This is a genomic window from Shewanella sp. 5_MG-2023, from assembly GCF_030547465.1.
Classification (GTDB): Bacteria; Pseudomonadota; Gammaproteobacteria; order Enterobacterales; family Shewanellaceae; genus Shewanella.
Genome location: NZ_JAUORC010000018.1, coordinates 70,442 through 95,420, shown reverse-complemented (window position 1 = coordinate 95,420; position 24,979 = coordinate 70,442). Strand labels below are relative to the sequence as shown.

The 24,979-nt window shown below is 39.2% G+C and carries 19 protein-coding genes and 2 tRNA genes; 7 read left to right on the top strand and 14 right to left on the bottom strand.

All coding sequences use genetic code 11. From position 1 onward, the window contains the following. Positions 1 to 323: 323 nt before the first annotated feature. On the top strand, positions 324 to 524 hold the full coding sequence (locus Q4557_RS12330) for a CPXCG motif-containing cysteine-rich protein (protein WP_102435425.1): 201 nt from the start codon (positions 324 to 326) through the stop codon (positions 522 to 524). Between the two features lie 66 nt (positions 525 to 590). Here Q4557_RS12330 and Q4557_RS12325 read toward each other — a convergent pair whose 3' ends face one another. Further along, positions 591 to 1,208 (bottom strand): riboflavin synthase subunit alpha, encoded by a 618-nt coding sequence (locus Q4557_RS12325; protein WP_102476776.1) that lies wholly within the window; start codon positions 1,206 to 1,208, stop codon positions 591 to 593. 29 nt (positions 1,209 to 1,237) lie between these two features. Between Q4557_RS12325 and Q4557_RS12320 the strand changes: the two genes are divergently transcribed. The 3 genes from Q4557_RS12320 (at position 1,238) to Q4557_RS12310 (ending at position 2,985) form a co-directional block, all read left to right on the top strand. Further along, positions 1,238 to 2,608 carry an MATE family efflux transporter gene (locus tag Q4557_RS12320; protein WP_102435429.1) on the top strand — a complete coding sequence of 457 codons (1,371 nt, stop codon included), beginning with the start codon at positions 1,238 to 1,240 and terminating at the stop codon, positions 2,606 to 2,608. A 203-nt stretch (positions 2,609 to 2,811) separates the two neighbouring features. Next, positions 2,812 to 2,888 (top strand) — tRNA-Val (locus tag Q4557_RS12315). A gap of 20 nt (positions 2,889 to 2,908) precedes the next feature. Then, a tRNA-Val gene (locus tag Q4557_RS12310) sits at positions 2,909 to 2,985 on the top strand. Positions 2,986 to 3,137: 152 nt separating this feature from the next. Here the strand turns inward: Q4557_RS12310 and Q4557_RS12305 are convergent. Both Q4557_RS12305 and Q4557_RS12300 read right to left on the bottom strand, forming a co-directional pair. After that, positions 3,138 to 4,304 (bottom strand): endo-1,4-beta-xylanase, encoded by a 1,167-nt coding sequence (locus tag Q4557_RS12305; RefSeq protein ID WP_303413034.1) that lies wholly within the window; start codon positions 4,302 to 4,304, stop codon positions 3,138 to 3,140. Positions 4,305 to 4,871: 567 nt separating this feature from the next. Then, positions 4,872 to 6,116, bottom strand: coding sequence for an endo-1,4-beta-xylanase (locus Q4557_RS12300; protein ID WP_303413032.1), 1,245 nt, complete (start codon positions 6,114 to 6,116; stop codon positions 4,872 to 4,874). Positions 6,117 to 6,248: 132 nt separating this feature from the next. On the opposite strand from Q4557_RS12300, the gene Q4557_RS12295 reads away from it, so the two are divergent. After that, complete coding sequence (locus tag Q4557_RS12295; protein ID WP_303413030.1) at positions 6,249 to 7,301, top strand: SMP-30/gluconolactonase/LRE family protein; 1,053 nt, start codon at positions 6,249 to 6,251, stop codon at positions 7,299 to 7,301. Here Q4557_RS12295 and Q4557_RS12290 read toward each other — a convergent pair. From Q4557_RS12290 to Q4557_RS12240, 11 genes are all read right to left on the bottom strand, one after another. Next, positions 7,298 to 8,086, bottom strand: coding sequence for a ThuA domain-containing protein (locus Q4557_RS12290; RefSeq protein WP_303413028.1), 789 nt, complete (start codon positions 8,084 to 8,086; stop codon positions 7,298 to 7,300). The genes Q4557_RS12295 and Q4557_RS12290 overlap by 4 nt on opposite strands. 13 nt (positions 8,087 to 8,099) lie before the next feature. Further along, positions 8,100 to 8,783: a DUF6445 family protein gene (locus Q4557_RS12285; protein WP_303413026.1), complete on the bottom strand. Its 684-nt coding sequence runs from the start codon at positions 8,781 to 8,783 to the stop codon at positions 8,100 to 8,102. A gap of 6 nt (positions 8,784 to 8,789) precedes the next feature. Further along, positions 8,790 to 10,277, bottom strand: coding sequence for a tryptophan halogenase family protein (locus Q4557_RS12280; RefSeq protein ID WP_303413024.1), 1,488 nt, complete (start codon positions 10,275 to 10,277; stop codon positions 8,790 to 8,792). 109 nt (positions 10,278 to 10,386) lie between these two features. Then, a complete protein-coding gene (locus Q4557_RS12275) occupies positions 10,387 to 11,115 on the bottom strand; it encodes a SapC family protein (protein ID WP_102435441.1) in 729 nt (242 codons plus the stop codon). Between the two features lie 32 nt (positions 11,116 to 11,147). After that, positions 11,148 to 12,779 carry a tryptophan halogenase family protein gene (locus Q4557_RS12270; protein WP_303413022.1) on the bottom strand — a complete coding sequence of 544 codons (1,632 nt, stop codon included), beginning with the start codon at positions 12,777 to 12,779 and terminating at the stop codon, positions 11,148 to 11,150. A 71-nt stretch (positions 12,780 to 12,850) separates the two neighbouring features. Continuing rightward, positions 12,851 to 15,880, bottom strand: a complete 3,030-nt coding sequence (locus Q4557_RS12265; protein ID WP_303413020.1) for a TonB-dependent receptor — start codon at positions 15,878 to 15,880, stop codon at positions 12,851 to 12,853. A 314-nt stretch (positions 15,881 to 16,194) separates the two neighbouring features. Beyond that, positions 16,195 to 17,232 carry a glycoside hydrolase family 43 protein gene (locus tag Q4557_RS12260; protein WP_303413018.1) on the bottom strand — a complete coding sequence of 346 codons (1,038 nt, stop codon included), beginning with the start codon at positions 17,230 to 17,232 and terminating at the stop codon, positions 16,195 to 16,197. Positions 17,233 to 17,325: 93 nt separating this feature from the next. Then, the gene (locus Q4557_RS12255) at positions 17,326 to 18,684 is read right to left on the bottom strand and encodes an MFS transporter (protein WP_102435449.1); all 1,359 of its coding nucleotides are present in this window, start codon (positions 18,682 to 18,684) and stop codon (positions 17,326 to 17,328) included. A gap of 141 nt (positions 18,685 to 18,825) precedes the next feature. After that, the gene (locus Q4557_RS12250; RefSeq protein ID WP_102435451.1) at positions 18,826 to 19,542 is read right to left on the bottom strand and encodes an NUDIX domain-containing protein; all 717 of its coding nucleotides are present in this window, start codon (positions 19,540 to 19,542) and stop codon (positions 18,826 to 18,828) included. Positions 19,543 to 19,830: 288 nt separating this feature from the next. Next, positions 19,831 to 20,865 carry a LacI family DNA-binding transcriptional regulator gene (locus tag Q4557_RS12245; protein WP_102435453.1) on the bottom strand — a complete coding sequence of 345 codons (1,035 nt, stop codon included), beginning with the start codon at positions 20,863 to 20,865 and terminating at the stop codon, positions 19,831 to 19,833. 113 nt (positions 20,866 to 20,978) lie between these two features. Then, positions 20,979 to 21,935 (bottom strand): Gfo/Idh/MocA family protein, encoded by a 957-nt coding sequence (locus tag Q4557_RS12240; RefSeq protein WP_102435454.1) that lies wholly within the window; start codon positions 21,933 to 21,935, stop codon positions 20,979 to 20,981. Positions 21,936 to 22,135: 200 nt separating this feature from the next. Here Q4557_RS12240 and xylB point away from each other — a divergent pair, with 200 nt between their 5' ends. Both xylB and xylA read left to right on the top strand, forming a co-directional pair. After that, positions 22,136 to 23,593, top strand: a complete 1,458-nt coding sequence (gene xylB / locus Q4557_RS12235) for a xylulokinase (RefSeq protein WP_303413013.1) — start codon at positions 22,136 to 22,138, stop codon at positions 23,591 to 23,593. A 50-nt stretch (positions 23,594 to 23,643) separates the two neighbouring features. After that, the gene (gene xylA / locus Q4557_RS12230) at positions 23,644 to 24,963 is read left to right on the top strand and encodes a xylose isomerase (RefSeq protein ID WP_102435458.1); all 1,320 of its coding nucleotides are present in this window, start codon (positions 23,644 to 23,646) and stop codon (positions 24,961 to 24,963) included. Positions 24,964 to 24,979 lie beyond the last annotated feature (16 nt).

Sequence of the window (24,979 nt, the reverse complement as noted above, 5' to 3'; positions counted from 1 at the left end):
ATGCCACCGAACATCAGACATTACAGGAGTCTGAGTCATAAGTGGCATGAATACGCATTGTATGTGAAAAGGCCTTTTGCAAGCAAGCTAACTCAGTCGCAAAATTGAATAAAACACCATCACAACAGCTTTTTACCCTTCTTGGATGACTCGATTAACTTTTAATAGCCAATGCAGCTGCTACCTCAACTGACAACTTTGGCATTACGCGAGTTTTACTAATGTTTACTATACTTAATTCCAAGCTCAATCCTGCTTGCTGCTAAACGGTTAAAGGTTTTTTAGTTTTGCAAATGCTTTAATGTTAAATACTGGGGGAAGTTATGAATTTAGTCAGCCGAGTAATAAGTTGTCCACATTGCGGCCATAATCAACATGTTCATATTGATACTAGTTGTGGAGATCAAGAGTATTATGATGATTGTCGAGTGTGCTGCAATCCAATCCATATGCGATTGCAAGTAAACGATTCAAATAGAACCATTCAATTATTTATAGATTCTGATGATGAACAGTTCTATTAACAGTTGAACATGTAAAAACCTGCTTTAATAGGCTTAGAATGTGTCATCAATCTAAGCCTTTGTAGGCTATTTTAGTAATGATTTTTTAGCTAAAATTCTTTCTACTGTATCGACTATAACTTGAGTTTGACTATCGATTTCGATATTGATTTTGTCACCCAGTTTGCAGTCACTCAAATTAGTTAATTTGAGCGTTTCTGGGATCAAATGTAACTTGAACTGGTCTTGATCAATCTCTCCTACCGTTAAACTGCATCCATTGACGCCTATAAAACCTTTATAGAAGATATAATCCATCCATTTAGCCGGTACTGTTAATGTTAAATTGTAATGCTCATCGGTATGACTTATGTGGGTAATTGTTGCCATGGTATGAACATGACCTGACAAAATGTGGCCACCTATCTCTTTTCCGAAGGTCAAAGAACGTTCAATATTGATTTTGTCACCCGGTTCAATAAAATTTAAGTTTGTTAGCTGTAAGGTCTCTTCCATTACATCAAAATAAACTCTATTATTCACCAGCTTTGTGACCGTTAAACAAACACCGTTATTTGCCACACTCGCACCAGTTTCTAAACCATGCTGTAGCTCTTCTGGAATATTAACTTCAAATGTTTTTAAACCACTCTGTGCTTTAATTGTAATAACATCACACGTCGCTTGTACGATACCAGTAAACATATTTGTGCTCTTTAGTTGAAGGTTTTTAAATGAATAACACAGGCTTTCAGGCCAAAAAATTAATCCAACTGGCAATGCCAGTATTAATTGCTCAAGTTACCCAAACAATGATGGGATTTATCGATACTGTTATGGCCGGTAGAGTCAGCGCTGTCGATATGGCTGCAGTCGCGATTGGTACCAGCTTATGGTTACCTGCTTTATTGTTTGTGCAAGGGCTACTGTTGGCATTTACACCAGTGTTTGCCCATCATCACGGCGCTAATAATCCAAAAGCAATCCAACCCTTGATGTCGCAAGCATTCTATATTGCCATAATTGGCAGTGTTGGTGTGTTGTTGTTCCTCTCATTTGCTAAAACTATTTTTACCATGATGGCTTTAGAACCTGAATTAGCCGAGTTAAGTGCAGGCTATTTACATGGTTTTATGTGGGGTGTACCTGCATTTATTTTGTACCAAATACTACGGGGCTGCTCTGAAGGCATCTCTTATACATTACCGACGATGGTTATTGGCTTTGTCGGTCTTGCGGTTAATATCCCTGCAAACTATATCTTTATCTATGGTCATTTCGGGGTCCCTGCGATGGGCGGTGCTGGTTGTGGTATTGCAACTGCATTAGTGTTCTGGGCTATGTTATTTGCCATGATGATATACATGCAACTACACAAGAAATTTGCTGAGATAGCGCCATTTTCGACATTAAATAAGCCAAATTGGAAAACCATTTGGGAAATGATGAAGCATGGCACCCCTATTGCTATGGCTTTATTTTTTGAAGTCAGTCTATTTGCAGTTATAGCTTTATTGCTCGCCCCCCTTGGTGCTAACGTTGTTGCAGGCCATCAAATTGCCCTAAACTTCTCATCTATTGTATTTATGTTGCCATTATCAATCGGTATTGCCGTTTCGATTAGAGTGGGTTATTACCTAGGGCAAGATAAATTAGAAATATCAAAACTGGTGACAAAAATCGGGCTAATCATTGCATTCTCATTAGCAGTGGTAACGGCAATCATTACTGTATCGTTCAAAACTGAAATAGCCCTCCTTTACAATAATAACCCTGAAGTCGTTGCGCTAGCGGGTAGCTTAATGTTCCTTGCAGCTTTATACCAATTATCTGATTCTATCCAAGTTGTGGCTGCTGGCGCTCTTCGCGGTTATAAAGACACTAAGAGTGCCTTTTATATTACTTTAGTGTCTTACTGGGCCATTGGCATGACACTTGGCTATATACTTGCGCGTACAGATATCATTGTACCTGCGATGGGCGCACATGGCTTTTGGATAGGCTTAATCGCGGGCTTAACCAGTGCTGCAGTGTTATTTGCATTACGACTTATTTATATTCAAAAGAATGCTAATTTCAAAGCAGTATTGGAAGATAGAAGTTAATTTTAACTAGTCGTTATAAAATTTGAACGAGATGAGCATGCTGATAATGTTTAAAAAAAACACGCCTACGCTGCTATATGACTCAATTTGCACAGCAAATCGCCACTCGTTCATATTTTTGATTTTTTTGCTTGCATCAAAACGCGTATCCCGTAATATATCGCTCGTCCCAACGATGAAGTCTTTTATCAACGTTGAACGATACAACTGTAGCTCAGCTGGTTAGAGCACCACCTTGACATGGTGGGGGTCGGTGGTTCGAATCCACTCAGTTGTACCATATTATTTGAAAGACACGTTACAACTGTAGCTCAGTTGGTTAGAGCACTACCTTGACATGGTAGGGGTCGGTGGTTCGAATCCACTCAGTTGTACCAATTTCAAATCATAATAATTCAGCCAGCTTATGCTGGTTTTTTTATGTTCAAAATTCCTAAGATTTACAAAATATCATCAACTACTTTTAAATATCATAAAAACCACTCAGTGATTGTTCAAAGAGTGGCTGTTTTGTAATTTATATAAAGGCTTATAAATAATTCACAAAAGCTTTTAACTTCATATCTCTATCAATGAGTAACGGATAATCAGTTCGCCCTGCCATTGGCCAACCGTTGCGCCAAGTTTGCTTGTCACTTACCCCCCAAAACGTAATTCGACCTATGCTGTCGCTATGTTTTTTATAGAGAGCAAACAAGTTTTGATAGCGTGATGCCAATTGCTGCTCTACTGCAATGGGTAAACCTGCAGCGTACGGGTTATATTGTTGTTGCAGTGCGACATCTAATGAGACGTCGGCGCCTGCTGCTAAGTTTTCAGGAAATGGTAACACTGAAATATCAAGCTCTGTGACCATGACATCAACACCTGCTGCAGCAAACGCGACAATTGAATCTTCAACTTCGGTGAAGTCTGGGTAATCAAGAGAGTAATGGGCTTGCATACCTACACCATCAATTTGAATGCCCTTTTGTTTCAGTCGCTTGATTAACGCAATAGCACCTGCTCTTTTTTCAGGCTTAAACATATTGTAATCGTTGTAATACAGTTTGGCATTAGGTGCAGCTTGGTGTGCATAGATAAAGGCTTGCTCTATGAAGTCATCGCCGATAATTTGCTGCCACTTTGATTCACGTAAACTGCCATCTTCATTAAGTGCTTCATTTACTACATCCCAAGCAAATATTTGATCAGCATAACGACCAGCGACAGTTTTAATATGTGTTTCCATAACCTTTAATAGTTGTTCACGTTTTAAAGGATTTCCCGCATCATCTTCAAATACCCAGTCAGGCGTTTGCGAGTGCCAAACGAGAGTATGACCTACAAGTTGTTGATTATTTTGCTCAGCAAAGCTAACTAATGCATCAGCAACATCAAATTGATATTCGTTTGGTAATGGGTTCACCGACTCCCATTTCATCGAATTTTCAGGCGTGAAGGTATTGAAGTGTTTAGCCGCTAACAATAGCTCAGGATCGGTAGGGTTCAATACTTGAGATTTACTGATTGCTGTACCAATTTTAAAGTTTTCAGCAAATTGATTTTTTAAAATAATATCTTGAGTCAATGTTGCTGTTGCTTCAGGTTTTGTTTGCTGAGTGACACCTTGGTCATTATTACAGCCTGATAGCGCTAAAACTACCGTGGCACAACCTGCAATTAAAGGTTTATTGAATTTATTAATTATTTTCATCACTTTCCATGTCCAGCTATTTGTGAGTAATCTGGCCGAATATTAATGCATTACATCGACCAAACAAGGTTAATAGTTGCCGTTTAAACGAATCTAATTAGTGACTGATAGTCGCTAATCCGAATAAATATTGGCTTTAATTACAGGCTCTCAATTAAGCCTGCAACTTAATAGCCTGCTAATACCAAGGTAAGAAATGTCTAACTGATGAGTAAAGATTTCAGTTGCTCTCGCCATTTTGTAAATCAAGTCCAAAGCACTCATTATGATTATTCCTATACTGCTAGGGTTATAATGAGAAACTATCAAATAGTCCTTTGGACAACAAGCTAATCTAAAATAGACTATTTTGCTGCTTATTAAAACATTTATGTAACATAGATTTTATATTTACTGACGATTTAACTTCAGCATCAAACGAATGATTACAGTCGTTATCACCATTAGCCGTTAAAGCCAGAGCCAAATGGCTATAAAGTTTATCTACCGCTAAGATCGGGAGTTTGAAGTAATAAATAACAACAATGTCTATCTGCGGCGCTCAGCATTCAGCTTGAAATCAAATGTTTAGTTAAACAGTGCCTTGAATGCAGGCTTAGGTTGGTGTTTTCTATCCCATAGCAGCGGATAATTGGTGCGGTTCGGAATTGGATAGTCATTTTTCCACGACATTCCATCATGTAATCCCCAAAAGGTGACTCTGTCGATCTTTTCACGCTTTGCTTTGAATATATCAAATAGCTCTGTATATCGTGCTGCTAATTTTGCTTCAATGTCAGCGGGTAAATGATCTGAATATGGATCTAAGTAAGTTTTAAATTCTTGCTCCTGAAACTGCGGGTGCATAAAGCCTTGCCCAATAACTTGCCCTTCTTTGGTAAATGGCAACACATCAATATCGAGTTCAGTGATCATCACCTTCAGCCCCAATGCTGCGTATACATCAATTGCCTCTTCGATGAGATGACCTTTGGGAAAGTTAAGTCCCCAATGCGCTTGAATTCCGACGCCATCAATTTTTATCCCTTCACTTTGGAGCATCTTGATCATACGTACAATACCGTCACGCTTAGCCGGTTTCCAGGCATTGAAATCGTTATAATAAAGCTCGATATTAGGCGCGTACTTGGCGGCAAAGGTAAAAGCGGCTTTTGCCATTTCGTCACCACTTCCAATAACATTAGTCCACACGGTTTGACGATAGTTACCATCATCACCAATGACTTCGTTGAGCACATCCCAAGCATCCACTTTGCCCAGATACCTGCCTGCAACTAGCTTAATATGTTGCTCCATTCGATCAATTTGCTGTTCTGGAGAGTTTGCTTCACCATTCTTTTGCTTAAAAAACCAATCAGGCGTTTGGTTATGCCACACCAGCGTGTGTCCTACGACGAACATATTGTTGTTTTTTCCAAAATCAATAAATTGATCCGCTGCCGTAAAGTTGAATTGATCGGGAAGTGGGTTAACGATTTCTGCCTTCATGGCATTTTCAATGGTGATGGTATTAAATTGTTTGGAAATAATGCCAGCGCTATGAGGATCCTGTCCTGAGACAATTTCATCATTCACTGCTACCCCAATTTTAAAATCATTTTTAAAGTGTTGTTTTAAAGCTTCATTTTCAATGAGACCGTTCTGTATCTCAGCTTCAGTGGCAACGCCATGGCTTGAATACAACATTGAAAAAAATATTGGCATCACAGCTAGTTTTAAAACTGATAACTTTAATATTGCGAGGCTAGATACGCCTAAGCATGTCGTTAACGCTTGTTCCCCTACGCCTACTTTCCTTGTATTTAGTTTCATCCTGTCATCCATTGTATAAATAGTGTTAGCTATCTTATGAGGATTTTAATGTAATAGTCAATTTGACCACTTGGATTTATTTTGTTAATTTATTGATACAAAAAAAGCGGCTAAGCTTTTGAGCATCAATGCATGGTAGATAAACATGACAATATTCAAAGAGACGGTTTAGATATGAATACACTAACTAATGGCAATTTAAAGCGTGTTTTTGTTTTTGGGCTGATGCTAGTCTTGGGACCAAACATAAAGGCCGCTGATCAACAAAGCAATTTGATTGCCCCCAAATCACATTCAACCATAATTGCAAACTGCCCTAAGGATATACGTCCTTTTGCAAAAGGCCTATCACCTAAATTGATCACCACTCAACTCAAATTCTTAGAAGGGCCAACTTGGTCTAGGTTGACAGGTAAATTTTATTTTTCAGAAATGGATTTTAATGGTCCTCAAACAAATGGGCCAGAAGCAGCTATTTATTCATGGAATGAGCAAGACGGTGTTGAGTTGTTTATTGAAAATAGCGGTACCAATGGACTGCTAGCTGAGAATAAACAGTTAATCAGCATGAATCATGACACCCGCTCAGTGAATACATTTTCACTAACGACCAAAGAACGAGTGTTAATGGTAAATGACTTTAACAGCGCAAAATTTAATTCTCCCAATGATCTTATTAAGCATCCTTCAGGAGAATTATTCTTTACCGATCCCGACTGGCAATTAAGCGGTAGAACGCAACAAACCCCCTTCACCGGTGTCTATAAAGTTAATGTTAAAAATGAAGTCTCTTTGCTATCAACTAAGTTCATCAAACCTAATGGAATTAGTTTATCATCTGACAACAAAATCCTATATATCGGTGATTATAGCCATCAAATATTTGCACACCAACTTACGGAGAATAATGAGTTAGGGGCATTAATTTTTAAAATCAACATTGATACACCAGATGGGATCAATGTTGATTGTGCCGGAAACATCTATGCTGCCAGTCATAATGAAGGTAAATTGTATGTCTATAACCCGCAAGGTGAATTACTTCAAAGCGTTTATATTGCCCCTAAAATTACCAACTTGGCTTTTGGTGGTAAAGATTTAAAAACCATTCTTATCACCACGGGTAATGGCTTATTTACCTTACAATCAACGATTGCAGGTATATCAACAACTCATTCAAATTAATCGACTATTCCTTTACCCGTAGCAGCCCAATATAGTCCGCCATATAGATGGTCTAAAAAAAGCTTATTTTGATAAACTGGTTTGATATGGCCCAATGAAGTATAAAACGATCGACCGCCATCAAAGTTGTGATACCAAGCAATAGGATGAAAATCACCCATGCCGCTGCCCTGCTTGGTGCCCCAATCAGCGTTAGGGTTATAACTGGTTTCATCGACAGTCAAAAGATAATTCAGTCCCGTTGAATTAGCTTCACCAAACTCATACCATTCGTCAGTCCACAGCATCTTTTCAGGCATTGATTCTAGACCAGGAAATTCACTAGACACTTTAGACAGCCAAGCTGTTTGCACTACCGGGTGTATAACGAACGTATGCCCAACGAGTTGTTGATACCAGCCCCAGTCATGTTCAGTATCCGATGCACTATGTATCCCGACAAAACCTTTTCCTGACTGAATGTAGCGTTCAAGGGCTTGCTGCTGGTCATTCGACAAAATATCACCCGTAGTAGATAGAAATACCACGACATCAACCTTGCTGAGGTACTCATCGTTAAAGTAATGACTTTCTTCATGCCAGATCAGATTGAAATAATGTTTATCTGCAAGCTTTTCAAACGCCGTGACGCCTGCTGGAATAGACTTATGATGCCAGCCAGCTGTTTTAGTAAATAATAGTACGTTGAATTGTTTAGCCGCTAAGGTTTCGAAACCTGTCGCGTGGCTGTGTTGATGGTTAAAACCAACAATGGCTATAAATACCACGAGTAAAAATTTATGCATTTGTAATATTATCCTATTTAAATTTGACGAATAAATTTGCCGTCAATCTACCGGTAATGGGATTGTCATTGATATCAAACGCCGGTTTTACCAGGCTTGAATGCAGTAGTTGCCCAGGAAAAATAATTAACCGATTCTGCTGATATGGGATCACTTTATAACATTCAAAATCTGGATGATCCTCAGTGCAGTAGCCACTATGCTGTAAAGTATTAAGTGTTGTTTGGTACTCTGCTAATCGGGCTTCATTAATAAATTCATAGCCACTACGTCTATGGCGGAAAAAAGCGGTACCGCCATGTTGATGACAAGATAAGTAATGAATACAGGCAATAAGATTAGGATGATAAGTATCAAAGTGTGGAATGGTTTGTATTAATGACAAATCAGCTTCTGCTGTGGTCAACAGTGAGTAATAGTTATCACAAGGGCTTGGCGTAAGGTGTTTAGGCAAATTAAAAATAGAATACAAGGCTTGCATCAGTGGTTTTAAGTAAGCAACCACATCAGCTTTGGACATGGCACTTCTGATCCCCGGGTATTGGGTCTGTTTATCCTGTATAAACTGACAAGCAGTAATGATCTGGTCACGAACAACCTCGATGTCCGCGACATAATCATCAATAATAACAATAGGTATTTTACTGTTACCGATATATTCAATACGAGGCTTTATGTCAGCATTAATACTAAACATAGCGCCTTAACTGATTGTAGACTTGCAGTAGTTATTTATAAAATCCACATGGTTAGGCAAGCTATTTACCCGTCTAGCGATGCTTTGTTTAATGGTACCTAAAAACTGCGCCAATTCGTCATCAGACATGTTATCGACAATAGGATGATATTGCTCAGGCATCAAGCCTTGGCCTAACATCACTTGTAGCCATGAAGCTTCACCAAACAACTCTTGATCTGTTTTATACACTTGGCCACTTTGTTTGAATAAATCTATTCTTTTTTGTAAGCTTTCAGGGATATCCATTTGCTTACAATAGCGCCAAAACTCACTGTCTTTTCGCTCTGTCACATGATAATGAAGCACAATAAAGTCACGAATATTCTCAATTTCAATTCGCATCTTTTGATTAAAATTGTCAACCACGCCACTTTCCATTGCGGTTGTTGGCAAGTTTTGCATTAATCGAACAATGCTTTGTTGGATCAAATGAATACTGGTTGATTCAAGTGGTTCAATAAATCCGCTGGATAAACCGATAGCGACACAATTCTTATTCCAATGCTTACGTCGAGTACCAGTCCGAAACTTGATAACTCGAGGCTCGTTGATCAGCTCCCCTTCAATATTTTCAAGCAGTAATGATTTAGCGTCATCATCAGACAGATATTGACTACAAAAGACTAAACCATTACCCATTCTATTTTGCAGCGGTATTTGCCATTGCCAACCACAAGGATGCGCAATAGAGCGGGTATAAGGTACCAGTGGTTTCGTTTGCTTCGTTTGCACCGCAATTGCGCTATCGCAAGGTAACCAATGACGCCAATCGTCATAACCGGTATGCAGTGTTTCTTCTATCAGCATGCCTTTAAAACCGGTGCAATCAATAAATAAGTCACCAGCAATCTGTTGACCATCAGCTAATGTTAACGATTCAATAAAACCATTTTGTTCATTTAAATTTACTTTTGAAATCGTTCCTTCAATGCGTTTAGCACCATACTTTTCAGAAAACTGACGTAGAAAGCGGGCGTAAAGTCCTGCATCGGTATGAAACGCATGATTTCTATCATGATTAGCTAGCACTGCAAATTTACCTACACGACTTGCCACGTGTTCAGGGCAGTAATCGCCTATGTCACTGGCAACCCCTTGATTAACACCTTTTAACCAAAAATGTTGAAATCCTGCAGCCCAGCAACTTTGGCCTATGTAACCAAATGAATGCATATAGTCTTGATTAACATCACGCCAGTTTTCAAAAGAAATACCTAATTTAAACGTGGCATTCGTCGCAGCCATAAATTCAGCTTCGTTGATTTTTAATAAATCATGAAAAATGTGTAAGGTCGGTATGGTTGCTTCACCGACACCTACGGTAGGAATTAAATCAGATTCAACTAAAGTGACATTAATATTCTTGCCTAATAACTTAGCAAAAGCGGCAGCAGCCATCCAACCAGCAGTACCACCGCCAGCTATAACTACGTTTGTTATTTTTTTATTCATTTCAGTAGCCTGCATGCTTGTTTAAAAGATATATAGCCATGATACGGTATCGAATTAATGATAATAAATAAACAAATTTACTGATAAAGTATTTATCATCAAAATCCCATTAATGGGTCAGTTGACTGTTTTTACGTTCAACCAGTTTTCTCATATGCGCCTGAGAAGCAATAATCATGTAAATGGCTTCAAGATACCCTGATTGATGTAATTTAATCACTTTATCAGCCGCCAAACTGGCTAGCTTATCTTCATTGATAGTATAAAAACCAATTAACTGATGCTGACTGTCATTATTTAACGTCACGTCGATAGTCACCGCTTCAAGTAAATCAAAATGAGTGAGTGCAGCAACAAATAATGCATTCGCATTGAGCCCTTGATGTAACTCCTCAAGTATATTGGCCATATTCTCCAAATATTCACTATTGCCACCAAAAGGTAAAAACAGTTCAACGCCCTGCTCATCATTGACTCTAGGTGAGTCCATATCTAAGGTAATGACTCTTTGTGGCTCAGATACCCCGTTCATTACCGAATGCTGAGTGCCAATGTAAAATGGCAATCTTTGCATTGAAAGCGGGATATAACTGGCATCCCACTTACCTTCATTTAAGAATAAGTTTTCATTATTTTTAAACCCAAACAGGGTGACTGGCGTAAACTCGCCTGTGTCAGCATTTTTTTGAAACATAATCGGGTAATGAGCCTGAACCGTTTTAAATTCAGCGACAAAAGTCGGTGAAAACCACTGGTCATCGCCATACTTAGCTGAACGTTCGGTAATAATTTTTATATTTTTATGTTCAACGTTATTTAATAATGCGTGAGTAGCCATAGATGCGTTCCTTTTGGGTTTTATTAATACCACTATGCTAATTGAGCCTTGTCATGATGATCGTCGGCGCGGTTATGAATGGGGCTTTTTTTTATAGTGAGATCTTTGTTTCTGCTTGTTTGAATAATGCTTTGCTGAATACTGTTAAGTAAACTTCGATTACAAATAGCGACTTGTTTTAATTGTTGTTGCTGCTGAGCAACCTTCTGTATTTGCGCCGAGTATTGACTTAAATCGAGTTTGTCACTCAGCTCATGTTGCTTCATGCCGTAATACACGTATTGATAACTGGCAGCAGGAAAAAGCGGATAAGCTTGGGTAATATCGTATTTACTCGGGGCTTGGTGCTGCCAAAGCGCCAATAACTTCAGTAAAGAAGTTGGCGTTGTGGTGTCATCTTTATGTTTACGCCAATACTCACTGTCTTTTCTATTTGATAAAACATAGTGCAGCTTTAAAAAATCAATTATTTGTTGCCAATGGTTGAGCATTCGTTGATTAAAACGCTCTTCAATAAGAGGCAATACTTGCACATGATGCGGAAACTGCTCAGCAATAAACATCGCTGATTGTTCGACTAAGGCTAAAGCTGACGCTTCTAGCGGCTCTATAAAGCCAGCTGACATGCCGATAGCAACACAGTTGTTATGCCAAAATTTGCTTAAATGGCCAGGATTGAAGCTAAGGTGTTTAACGCTTACGCTGTCGACTTCACCACCAATGTATTGCGTTAACGCAATCTTGGCTTCTTCATCTGATATAAACTCACTGGAATACACATAGCCAACCCCACGGCGAGATTGCAATCCAATATCCCAAATCCAACCAGCAGCCTGCGCTGTGGCAAGGGTACTTGAATTAATGGGATGGTTTTTCGATGAATAAGGCACCTGAGCCGCAACGGCACGGTCGTTAAACAAGATAGATTTTTTACAAATAAACGGAATTTTATAATGCTGTTTTATCAATAAGCCCTGTTGACCACTGCAATCGATAAATAAGTCACCATTAACAAGCGGCGACGTTAAAGAATCCGTCTGTAAACAGGTAATAAAGTCTGTTGCATCCGCATTAAGTCCTATGACGTTAGCGCTGATATGTTTGATGTTAAGTTTATCAATACAATGATTTTTTAATAATAATGCAAATTTACCCGCATCAAGATGATAACCATAATTACCGATATAGTCGTAATCTGCTGTATGGGTTAATTTAGGGGCTAAATTAAGCTGGCAAAGACTTGATTGATAACAGAATAATTGAGCGAAACTGGCTGCACCATCGTAATGACAAGCAGAGTGGTTAGTGACTGCATTCTCGGTTATCTGTTGAAAATCAGCCGCTACAGGTTGTGTGAATGGATGGTAGTAATAACTATGACTCGTCGTTGGATTGTTCCAATTAACAAACTTCGACGCTTGCTTAAAACTGGCATCGCAATGAGTTAAAAAATCTGACTCGCGAATCCCGATATGTTTCAGCGTTTCACGCATTGAAGGCCAAGTCCCCTCACCCACGCCTATCGTGGGAATATCAGCGGATTCAACTAGGGTGATATTAAACGCTAGTGACTTTTTTTTGAACTGTGCAGCAAGGATCCCTGCCGTTAACCAGCCTGCTGTACCACCGCCAACAATAACAACTTCTGTGATTTTATTATTCATTGCTCACCACAAACACAAGTAAATAAGGGTGATAGCGACTGGGGACAGCCGCTATCATTTACAGCTCGCTACTAGAACGTATAGCGAACCCCTAATCCATATCGCGCACCTGTTTGTGTTGTTTCAAACACTAATTGGCTTTGACGACCATGCTTACGAACCACTTCTTCAGTAATGTTTATCCCTTCAGCAAAGACGGTAAGTCCTTCAACTGCTGGAATGTCATAACTGATACTGAAGTCAATTTGATAATATTCTTCAGTGTAGATAGGCGTGGTTAAATCGCCATTAACGCGTTTATCTGACAAGAACTCATCACGCCAGTTATAAGCAATACGCGCCTGCACACCGTAGTTATCGTAAAATAACACTAAGTTTGCAGTATCACTTAAGCCCACTAATGCTTCAGTATCTTCAAGTGAACTATCATCATATTGTAAATCTGAGTCTACCATGGTGTAGTTTACAATACCGCCGAAACCCGTTTCACCAAATAAGTGTTGTACATTAAACTCAATGCCATCGATGGTATGTTCTGTGTCACCATTAATAGGCACATTTAAGTCAAATACGACTTCATCATCTGTTAATGGGTCGCCAGCAATCGTACCGCCATCTAACAAGCCATCATCATCAAAATTTGGTGTTACGTTTGGATCATCTGCATAATTTTCAAAAATATAAGTACGAATTTGCTCATTTGATGCGTTAGCACCTAAAGCTGCCACTGCCGCATTAAATTTATCACCACTCAAAGGGTTAGATAGATTGAAAATATTAGACTGTGTAGAGCCATAGCTAATCCAGTTAGACACGTCCTTTCTGAAATAACCCAAAGAAGCATAACTACCCGCATCGTAATACCACTCTGCAGACAAGTCATAGTTAATTGACTCTAATGGTTCTAAGCCAGGATTCCCTGAACTGCCAGAGTACCCACTTAAATTACCACCCGTATTAATGGTCGTTCCACCTAACAGCGAGTTATAACCCGCACGTGAAATTGTTTTACCTACTGCTGCGCGAACGCGTACATCTTCGGTCACATCTAAGTTAAAGTTAATGTTTGGTAAGAAAATATCGTAGTCAGCACTTTGCTTTAGAGTTTCAATACCTGTTTGCCCCGTGATAGAGGTGGATGTGTCTTCGTTCCATTCAACGCGGCTATAACCCGGCGCCGAAGCTGTCGAGACTACATCAGTTTGTTCATAACGTAGACCGACATGTACGCTATATGGCATATCAAACATTTCACCTAAGAAATTAGCTTGAATGTATGCTGCGGTGGTTTCTTCTTCAGTAAAGCGGTTGGTATCAGCATCCCAATTCGTCGAAGCACAGAATTGGCCTTCTCCATTAGGACCTGCAGCAGCGCCAGAGGCGGCCTTACAATCACCATATAGACCATCAACATTAGCGATAGGATCGGCATATTCTGCAGCACTGATGATCTCATCAAAGTCAGCAAAGAAAATACGATTAAATAAATCGTAATCACTTTGGGTTGGAGTACCTTCAAAATCACCAGCGGTACCTGTATCATCAAATTTATCTAGGATGGTATCTTCAGTCCAATTAATATCCTCGAAGTCACCTTCTTCACCGACGCCACCCCAATCTGGGCGTTGCACTTGAGTATGACGATAGCGGTTATTCACAGTGTTAAGCGAAACACCAAAATCAATACTTAAATCACTGTTAAAATGGTATTTACCATCTAATTGAGTTTGATCAATTTCTGACGTGTATTTGTCATTGGCAAACCAACTTCCTGATAAACGCATGGTACTAGGGTTAAAGTTTTCGATATCGCCTACAGCAATGCCCGGTAAACTGCCCGTTAAATCAAGGCCGGTACGGCTACGCGTATATGACGGTAATTGCACGTTGTTACGAGTACCGTGACGTGGATCCGACGCTTTCATGTTGGCTTTAGAGCTATGATGATCTAGCGTTAACACTAAATCTTCTGTTACCTGCCAATCAAGGTTTAAGCCAATTGAATCAGTAACCTCTTCACGACCCCAAGCACCTACAGTTAATGAAGTATCTTTTAAATCACCAGGGCTGTTGATGTCATAAATTTCAGAATAAATTAATGGCACAGCATTGGGCTCACCCGTCCAAACCGATTCACTGCGATCGCCAGCATAGTTAAACCAAACTGAAGCATCAGTATGTTGTTCTTCAATAGTATTTCTAAAAGTGGTGTAATCAAGGGTTGCGGTAAAGTTTTCAATTGGACGATATTGTAATGTTAATTGGCCATTGATACGTTCGCGTTGACGTTCTTCCATGACATAGCGTGGCTGTTGTGGGTTTGAGTAAATACCCATAGTTGGACGATTAGTTCCGCCTTCAGCACCTGCTGGTACGCCGCCCCAACCTGTGTTGCTAGCGTCACTGGCACGATAGCCTTGATCGGCTAAAAACTGTTTCATACCACTTTCACGTTCTTGATAACTACCTGAAATAGCAATACCAAAAGTATCATCAGCAAAAGTTTGTGAATATAAACCGCTAAACTCAGGAGTAATCCCACCTGTTTCAGTCGAAGCATCATCTACAGCTTTACCTGAAAGACTGGCTGTTAGACCGGGTGCATCTAGTGGTTTATAAGTACTTAAATTAATCGTTGCACCAATACCACCAGTAGTAATGCTGGCATCAGAGGTTTTATAAACTTCAACACCGGATACACTTTCGGCAGCGACATTGGCAAAATCAAACGTACGACTACCTGTAGTATTAGGTAACTGTCGTCCATTTAAGGTGATAAGATTTTGTGCCGAGCCAAAACCACGCACAGTCACAGTACTACCTTCACCGTTAGAACGGTCAATAGAAACACCAGTAATACGTTGCAGTGACTCCGCTAAGTTAGTATCCGGAAATTTACCAATATCTTCTGCAGAAATGGCATCAACAACACCTTCGGCTTCGCGTTTTAGATCCATTGAACGGATTAAACTGCCACGAATACCTGTCACTTGAATCACTTCGACGTCATCAGCTGCTTCTGCAGCATAACTGCTATGTGTCGCAGACATTGAACTTAATGCTGCTAGAATTGAAGTGGCTATTATCTTTTTATTAAACATCTCATTCTCCCCTCGCTTCGTTATTGCCAAAATGGCAATGACTCCTTTTTCAATTAATTACTCCCCAGAAGTAACTAACCGTTTGATTTAAAAACCAATAAAGAGTACTAACAAAGACTGCAATCGATTCGTATGTTATTAAATCGTTAAATTCAATATAAAGCTATAGTTTGTCGATTCTCTGCTCATTATTGCGTATTTAAATTTGTAAACTTTTCGTTAATCTTTACCTGTATTATTTAAATCTACTGGTCAAATTGACCATAACTTATTTAGGCAAATAAAAATGCTGCTATCCAGCTTTATACAAAGCATTACTCATATGCTGTTACGGTTATTATTTGACCGTCTGAATCATGGTGTAATTGTGTTTTTTTCACACAACGTAAATGTGTTTGACCCGAAGATAAACTGGCATCATGGTAGAATAAAAACCACTTTCCTTGATGCTCCACAATTGAATGATGGTTAGTCCAACCTAAAACGGGATTTAATATCACACCTTGATATACAAATGGCCCATAAGGATTATCACCAATACCATAAGCAATATTATGGGTATCTCCAGTAGAGTATGAAAAATAATATTTCCCATTATGTTTATGTACCCAAGACGCTTCAAAGAAACGACGTTGGTTATCTGCTGTGGTGATTGGATGACCCTTTTCATCGACAATAACGATGTCTTGAACCTCTTCGGCTAAAGACAACATATCATCTGATAACTTTGCCATTTTGGCTGGCAATGCAGCTTGCTCATCTTCAGGGTAAATGTCTTGCTGACTAAACTGGCCTTCATGCCAATTTTGTAATTGCCCGCCCCATAAACCACCAAAATATAAGTAATAACTGCCATCATCATCTTCAAAAACAGCCGGGTCTATACTAAATGAACCTTCAATATAATTATCTTCAGCAACAAACGGTCCTGCTGGTGAATGGCTTGTTGCAACGCCAATTCTAAAAATACCTTGTAAATCACGAGCCGGAAAATAAAAATAATAAGCGCCATTTTTATGAGCAGCATCTGGCGCCCACATTTGCTTACTGGCCCACTTAACATTTTCTACACTCAGAGCAACACCATGATCAATCACGTCATTAGTATCATTATCAATAGATAAAACATGATAATCTTTCATGGCAAAATGATCGCCATCGTCATTAATTTGAGTATCAGTTTCTATATCATGTGAAGGATAGATATATATTTTATCCTCAAACACATGAGCAGAAGGATCGGCTGTATATATATGAGATACTAATGGTTCATCCTTCTGTTTAAAAGAATGAGCATTTTCAATATCCAATTGCTGCTTCCTTTCAGCATCACTTACTTCTTTATTAATCATGGTTTCCCTTTTCTATTTAACCTTAGCACCCAATACAACACCAAGATTTCAACGAATACTTTTAAATTAACAATTTTCAATAATTAAAAGTAACTAGCTGCATTTTGTTTCAAGTAGATTTAATTGAATTTTTTTAACTTCCATTTCTGTTAAACGATATTTACTAATGACAAATAAACAGATGATGGTGCACGCAATAGGTATTCCGGCAAAGGCCAATAAAATGCCTGACAATGTATGTTCAGTTTGTACTTCATTAGGGACATAGTCATACGCAGACAATATCCAACCAGCTAATGCGCCACCAATAGCAAACCCAAATTTAATGGCTAACAAATGCCCTGAAAAAGTGATAGCCGTTAAACGTTTACCCATTTTCTCAACGCCGTAATCAACAGTGTCAGCAACCATTGAAAACATAATGGGCGTTATGATCATATGGGCAAAGTTGGCGATGAAGTAAGCAATAAAGATAAGTGCTATTTGGTCACTGCCTATGACATAAAATAATGAATGTGAAATTATCACTACCACTAATGCCACCTGAAACAGGATCTTTTTCTCAATAAACTTAGACAGGAAATTAGTCGATATCGCACCAAGTACTGAACCCACTGCTGCCAATGTTAAAAAATTCGATAGCAGCGATTCATCACCGATGTAATATTTAATATAATGCGGTGCAACAGATGCTCGAATACCGATAAGAATTAACGTCGCTAGACTAATAATGGCAATGACTAACCATTGATCATTTTTAAATAACTGAAAGAAATCTTTAAAAATACTCTGAGTCGAGCGTTTACTCGCATCCGTGTTAGTGAGTGTTTCTTTGGTCATTGCAAAACACATTAAGAAACAGATAGCGGCTAATGTCCCCATGAAAATCATTGCTAATGGATAACCTACAGCATCATTCCCTTGACCAAAATATTCGACTAACCTTGGTATTGCCCAAACAATAACCACCAGCGCAGCCATCGCCATGGCAAATCTAAAAGATTGTAAAGAGGTCCTTTCTTTAGGATCTGAAGCCATCACCCCACCTAAAGCACCATATGGAATGTTAATTGCCGTGTAACATGTCATTAGCAGCCCATAAGTCACGTAGGCATAAATCAACTTACCCGTACTATCAAAATCAGGGGTGATAAACGCTAAGCAGGCTAAAACGCCATAAGGTACTGCTAACATTAGAATGTATGGACGGTATGAGCCCCAACGAGTACGAGTTCTATCTGCTAGACCGCCCATGATAGGGTCAGTTAATCCGTCAAAAAGCCTAACCGATAACAATAAGGTTCCGGCTGCTGCAGCTGAGAGACCATAAACATCGGTATAGAAAATCAACATAAAGTTGGCGACCATTTGAAACACGATGTTACTTGCAGTGTCTCCTAGGCCATAGCCAAGCTTTTCTTTAATGGTGAGTTTCTTATTCGTCTTTTCCATTACCATTACATTCCAATTAAAGGTTATAGTCACAAACACTATATCAATTAATTAACATTGTAAACAGCTTTAGGCAATTATTAACAGGATGTAAAAAAAGACAGCGATTGCTGTCTTTGATGGGGTAGCAAAACTTATGTTTTAGTATTCAAAGGTATAACCGAATTGCGTCAGCTTTTCATAAACATCAATGTCAAAACGGTACAATGCGGCAGCGCGATGTGCCACATTACGTTGTTTTTCTTTGCAATCTATCAATAAATCCATCTTTAAAATTTTTCGACGAAAGTTAGGTTTGTCTAAGGTTAAACCCAATATAGATTCATACAATTCTTGCAGTTGTAATAAAGTGAACTTCTCAGGTAATAGACTGAAACCTAAGGGTTCATGTCTTACTTTGTATTTTAAATGATTTAAGCAGCTGGCGAGAATGTTGCCATGATCAAACATTAATTTAGGGACTTGTCTCACATCAAACCATTCACACTCAATAGCATTGGCACCATGAGCTAAATCAGTGTCATCAAAACGCACTAATGAATAAAAAGCAATGGTAATAATACGTCTGGCAGGATAACGGTCAACATCACCAAATGCACCTAGCTGATCTAAGTACAAGTTTTCGACACCCGTGGTATTTTTAACGACGCGAGATGCCGCCGTTTCAAGATTCTCATTACTGCGTACCCAGTGTCCAACGAGCCCCCACTGGTTAGTTGCAAGCCCTTGATTGTATTTAACGAGCAATACTTTTAGCTTACCTTCATGCAGGGTAAAAATAAGATTATCAACGGTTAAGTTACTAATACAATCAGCTGGAATCGTTTCTTCATTAATAACTTCGTTTATAAAGTTCACGGGGGGTATCCAAATAATAGAGCAAGTAATGTGATACAACTTGAGGGGATGTAGCAGTCAATAGCTAGCTAAACACCCTATTCTAAAGTCATACACAACAGAAATTTATAAAACACTTTACTCATCAAAATCATAATTGTAAATGACTGATACAATTTCAATTTATACTTTGAGAGACTGAAAAGTTAAATGTTGAGCGCATAAACACCCAAGTGTAAACGTGTGTTTATGCCTCCAAATTTTTGATGTGAGTATTGTTAAAACCAGTTTATTAACACTTTTAGTCGTTTACGTGTTCGCTTTACTCGACTCTCTTTGGATAATAGTAAAGTCTAGAATGTTGCGTAGTTGAGTGCCTTTTAGATCAGAAAAGTCTTTATTTTTATTAGCGGTAAATAAACTCACCGCTAACTTGGCCATGTCATTGATAGGTTGCCTAACCGTAGTGATGTTTGGCCATACAATCGTAGCAAGCGTTGTATCATCAAAACCGACAACAGATAAGTCATTAGGGACATTCAGCCCTTGGTTTTGGGCAATTGATATGACTGCGGCAGCCATATCATCATTAGCTGCAAAGATAGCGCTAGGTTTATCAGTTAACGACAACATTTTCTTCGCAGCTAACATTCCAGATTGATAGCTAAAGCAACCTTGCTCTATGTATTCCGGTGGGGTATTTATTCTATTTGAACGCAGTGCATCTAAATAACCTTGATAGCGTAAACGACTAACCCCTTGCTTCGGATCACCAATAATATGGCCAATTTTATGATGACCTTGTTTTATTAGTGTTTCCGTTAAATCAAAAGCGGCTTGATAGTCGTCCATACAAATATAGGGTGAAACAGTTAATTGACTATCCGGCGCGACTCTTACAAACGGAACATTAGCCCGTTGTAAACAATCAATTATTTCCTTTTGGTCACAAACCGGAGGCAGTAAAATTATTCCATCCACTTTGGTTTCGTTAATCAGATCATTTACTGATTGCAGTGTTATATCAAGGTTATTGTCTGCTTCATCTACCACGAGGTGAAACCCTTTAGCACGACAGTTTTTCAATGCACTTAACAAAAACTGGCTAATATAGGCATCACTTGGATTGTCATATATTAACCCGAGTAAATAGGATTTATTACTGGCTAATCGACGTGCAGATTCATTAGGTCGATAGTGTAACTGCTTAGCCACAGCTAGCACTTTACTGCGAGTATTATCACTGACGTTAGGATCTTGGTTTAAAACCCGCGATACTGTCATCATTGAGACACCAGCTGCTAATGCGACATCCTGTATGCGTGCTTTTTTTACCTTACCCATAACTTGCCTACTCATCATTATCAGGTCAAAAATATAAACAGCTACTCACGTACTTCATAAATATATCGTTAATATTAAAAAACTTAATGATACAGAAACACTAACCTTAAGCCTTAAATAAGCGCCTTAACCTTGGCTAACTGTACTTGAAACAATAAGCTATGTTGATGGGTAACCACTGCACTTTCAGCCTTGCCCTGCTTAATCAGTCGGCATGCTTCATCTGCCTCAAAGTGATAACCTAATGATTGTCTATCATCACTAAAACTTTCGATTAAATCATCAAGATGAAATAAATGACATTCTTTCGCTCTAAATGCATCAGGGATCAAGATGTAACCCTTATCGCCAATAAGATAAGCATTATTACCCAATCGACATTGAAATGAGGTTGCAAGACTGACCATCACATCATCGCTTTTGCCAATAATGATGACATCATCTTCCACACCTGTTTCGCAGACATGTGCTTGAACATAGAGATTATCGATATCAGACTGTAGGAAGTAATCTGCAATTGCCAAGGGATAAATTCCCATATCCAATAAACAACCACCCGCCAATTCAGCATTATATTCTCGGCCATCTGGGTTAAACGGCACGGGATAACCAAAATCAACTTTAATGTGCTTAAGCTTGCCAATTCGGCCATCATTTAACCATTGCTTAGCTTGTTGCATCGCAGGTAAAAAGTAAGTCCATAAGGCTTCCATCAGCAGCAAGCCTTTATCTTGGGCTAAGGTGACCAAAATTTGGCATTGCTCTGTTGAAACTGTCATCGGTTTTTCGCACAGTACATGCTTTCCAGCAGTCAACGCATCGAAGGCTTGTTGAAAGTGAAAATTATGTGGGGTGCCGATATACACAATATCAACCTTTGGATCATCAAATAATGCTTGGTAGCCTTGATACGCTTTTTCAACCTGGTATTGCTTGGCAAATTCATCGGCATCAGTTTGCTTTCTGGCTGCTACCGCATATAAATGGCTATTCTCAGAAAAGACTAAGTCCTGACAAAATAAAGCTGCAATCCTTCCTGCGCTAACAATCCCCCAATTTAGCTTGGCCATACTTTACTCCCTTTATATTCATCAAATTGCCTTATCAAAAGCGATTTATCGCGCTGTAAAACCTGCGCTATCTGCTATTAACTCGATTAACAGCCAACCAAAGTTAACATTAATGAAACAAAATACACTTGATAGATTTAAAACTCAATGATAATGTTAGCGCTAACAAAAAATAGAAACTCATAACAACGGATAGAATTATGTACCTTGGAATAGACTTAGGAACCTCTTGTGTGAAGGTCATTATCTTAGACAATAATGATCAGTTGTTAGCACAAGCCAGTTCAGCACTGACAATATCTCGTCCCCACGACCAATGGTCAGAACAAGATCCAAATCATTGGTGGCAAGCTACCTGTTCAGCGATGGCAGAGCTTAAAACCCAAAAGCCTGAATTACTCAAAGCGATTAAGTCTATTGGTTTGTCAGGTCAAATGCATGGGGCGACTTTACTAGATAGCGACAACCAAGTTATTCGTCCGGCGATATTATGGAATGATGGTCGAAGCGAAATTCAATGTAAAACCTTAGAAGAAAATGAACCCAACTCGCGTAATATTACCGGTAACATTGCGATGCCAGGCTTTACTGCACCAAAGTTGTTATGGGTAAAAGAGCATGAACCTGAAAACTTTAACAAAGTATCCAAGGTATTATTACCTAAAGATTTTTTACGTTTCAAAATGACTGGGGATTTTGCATCAGACATGTCTGACTCCGCAGGTACCCTGTGGTTAGATGTCAAGAATCGTTGCTGGTCTGAAGCGATGCTAACGGCAACTTCTTTAAGCATTGAACATATGCCGCAGCTATTTGAAGGCACAGATATAACAGGCAAGTTAAGCCCGAATATTGCCAGTTTATGGGGCATGGAATCTGTGCCTGTTGTTGCTGGCGCGGGTGACAATGCCGCTGGCGCAATTGGTATCGGCGTGATTAAGCCAAACCAAGCATTTTTATCTCTAGGCACGTCTGGCGTTTATTTTGTTGCAAATGAGCAATATTTACCTAATCCAGATAACGCTGCCCATACTTTTTGTCACTGTTTGAGTGATACCTGGCATCAAATGTCGGTGGTATTAAGCGCGGCAAGTTGTTTGAGTTGGGTGACAAAACTAACAGGTTATGGCAATGAATCAGCCCTACTAGAACAAATCGCTAAATGTGATTTTAGTCAGCCAAACTCAGTGTTGTTTTTACCTTACCTTTCTGGTGAACGAACCCCGCACAATAACCCGAATGCCAAAGGCGTTTTCTTTGGTTTAGACCATAACACCACTGCTGCCAGCCTTGGCCGCGCAGTATTAGAAGGTGTGGCATTTGCTTTTGCTGATGGTCAACAGGTGTTACTAGATGCGGGTGCAACCATTGATGAAATTACGGTTATTGGCGGTGGTTCAAAAAGTCGATTATGGGGAGATATTCTTGCTAGCGTATTGAACCGTTCACTTTCATACCGTGAAGGCGGTGTAGTCGGACCGGCATATGGCGCAGCAAGGTTAGCAAGAATTGCTGTAGAACAGAGTCCTCTTGAATCAATCTGCACCAGTGGCAAGCTTGAACACCTGGTATTACCTAACCCTGAAATGCAAGTTTATTACGCCGATCAATATCAAAAATTTAAAGCCTTATACCAAGCAACCAAACATCTATTTTAATAATTAAACCCTTAAATAGTATTAAATTAACTAAAAGAAACGGAGTCAACATGAGCGAACAATTTTTTAATAATATCGAAAAAATCAAATACGAAGGCGAAGCCAGTAAAAACCCTTTAGCATTTCGTTACTACGACGAAAATCGTGTCGTTCTTGGTAAAACAATGAAACAACATTTGCGTTTTGCCGCTTGTTACTGGCATAACTTCTGTTCAACGGGTTTTGATATTTTTGGTGAAGGTACCTTCGATCGCCCTTGGATCCAACCTGTAGGTGATCAACTGGCTCTAGCTGAACAAAAAGCCAAGGTTGCATTCGAATTTTTTGAAAAGCTTGGTGTACCCTATTTTTGCTTTCACGACACCGATATTGCTCCTGAAGGCGCAACGTTAAAAGAAAGCCATGCTAACGTAAACCACATTGCAGACATTCTAGAAAAAGAAATGCAGCGTACTGGCGTTAAATTACTTTGGGGTACAGCTAATCTGTTCTCAAATAAACGTTTTTGTGCAGGTGGTGCTACGAATCCAAACCCTGAAGTGTTTGCCTATGGCGCAGCTCAAGTAAAACACGCAATGGAAGTGACTAACCGTTTAGGTGGCGAAAACTACGTGTTATGGGGCGGCCGTGAAGGTTATGATTCGCTACTGAATACTAACTTAAAGCAAGAAAGCGAACAGTACGCACGCTTTTTAAAAATGGTAGTAGAACATAAACATAAAATTGGTTTTAAAGGCACTTTGTTAATCGAGCCTAAGCCTCAAGAACCGACTAAACATCAATACGATTATGACACTGCAACCGTCGCAGGCTTCTTACACAAGCACGGTTTACAAGATGAAATTAAAGTAAATATTGAAGCTAACCACGCAACCTTGGCTGGACACAGCTTCCATCATGAAGTAGCTGTAGCATGTGCTGAAGGCATTATGGGCAGTATCGATGCTAACCGTGGTGATATGCAAAATGGTTGGGACACAGACCAATACCCTAACGATGTTGCTGAATGTACCTTAGTGATGTACGAAATTTTAAAATCAGGTGGTTTTACAACCGGCGGATTAAATTTCGATACAAAACTTCGTCGTCAATCGTGTGAAAATGATGATTTATTCCATGGTCACATTGGTGGTATGGATACCATGGCTAAATCACTACTTAATGCAGCACAACTTATTGAAGATGCACCGTTATCTTCATTTGTAGAGCAACGTTATGCAGGCTGGAATAAAGGACTTGGTAAAGATATTTTTGATGGTCAACATAGCTTAGAAAGCTTAGCTAAGGTAGTCCATGAGCAGAATATCAATCCAACATCGGTTTCTGGACGCCAAGAATTACTTGAAAATGTGGTTAATCGCTATATTTAAAATTGATTTCTAATAA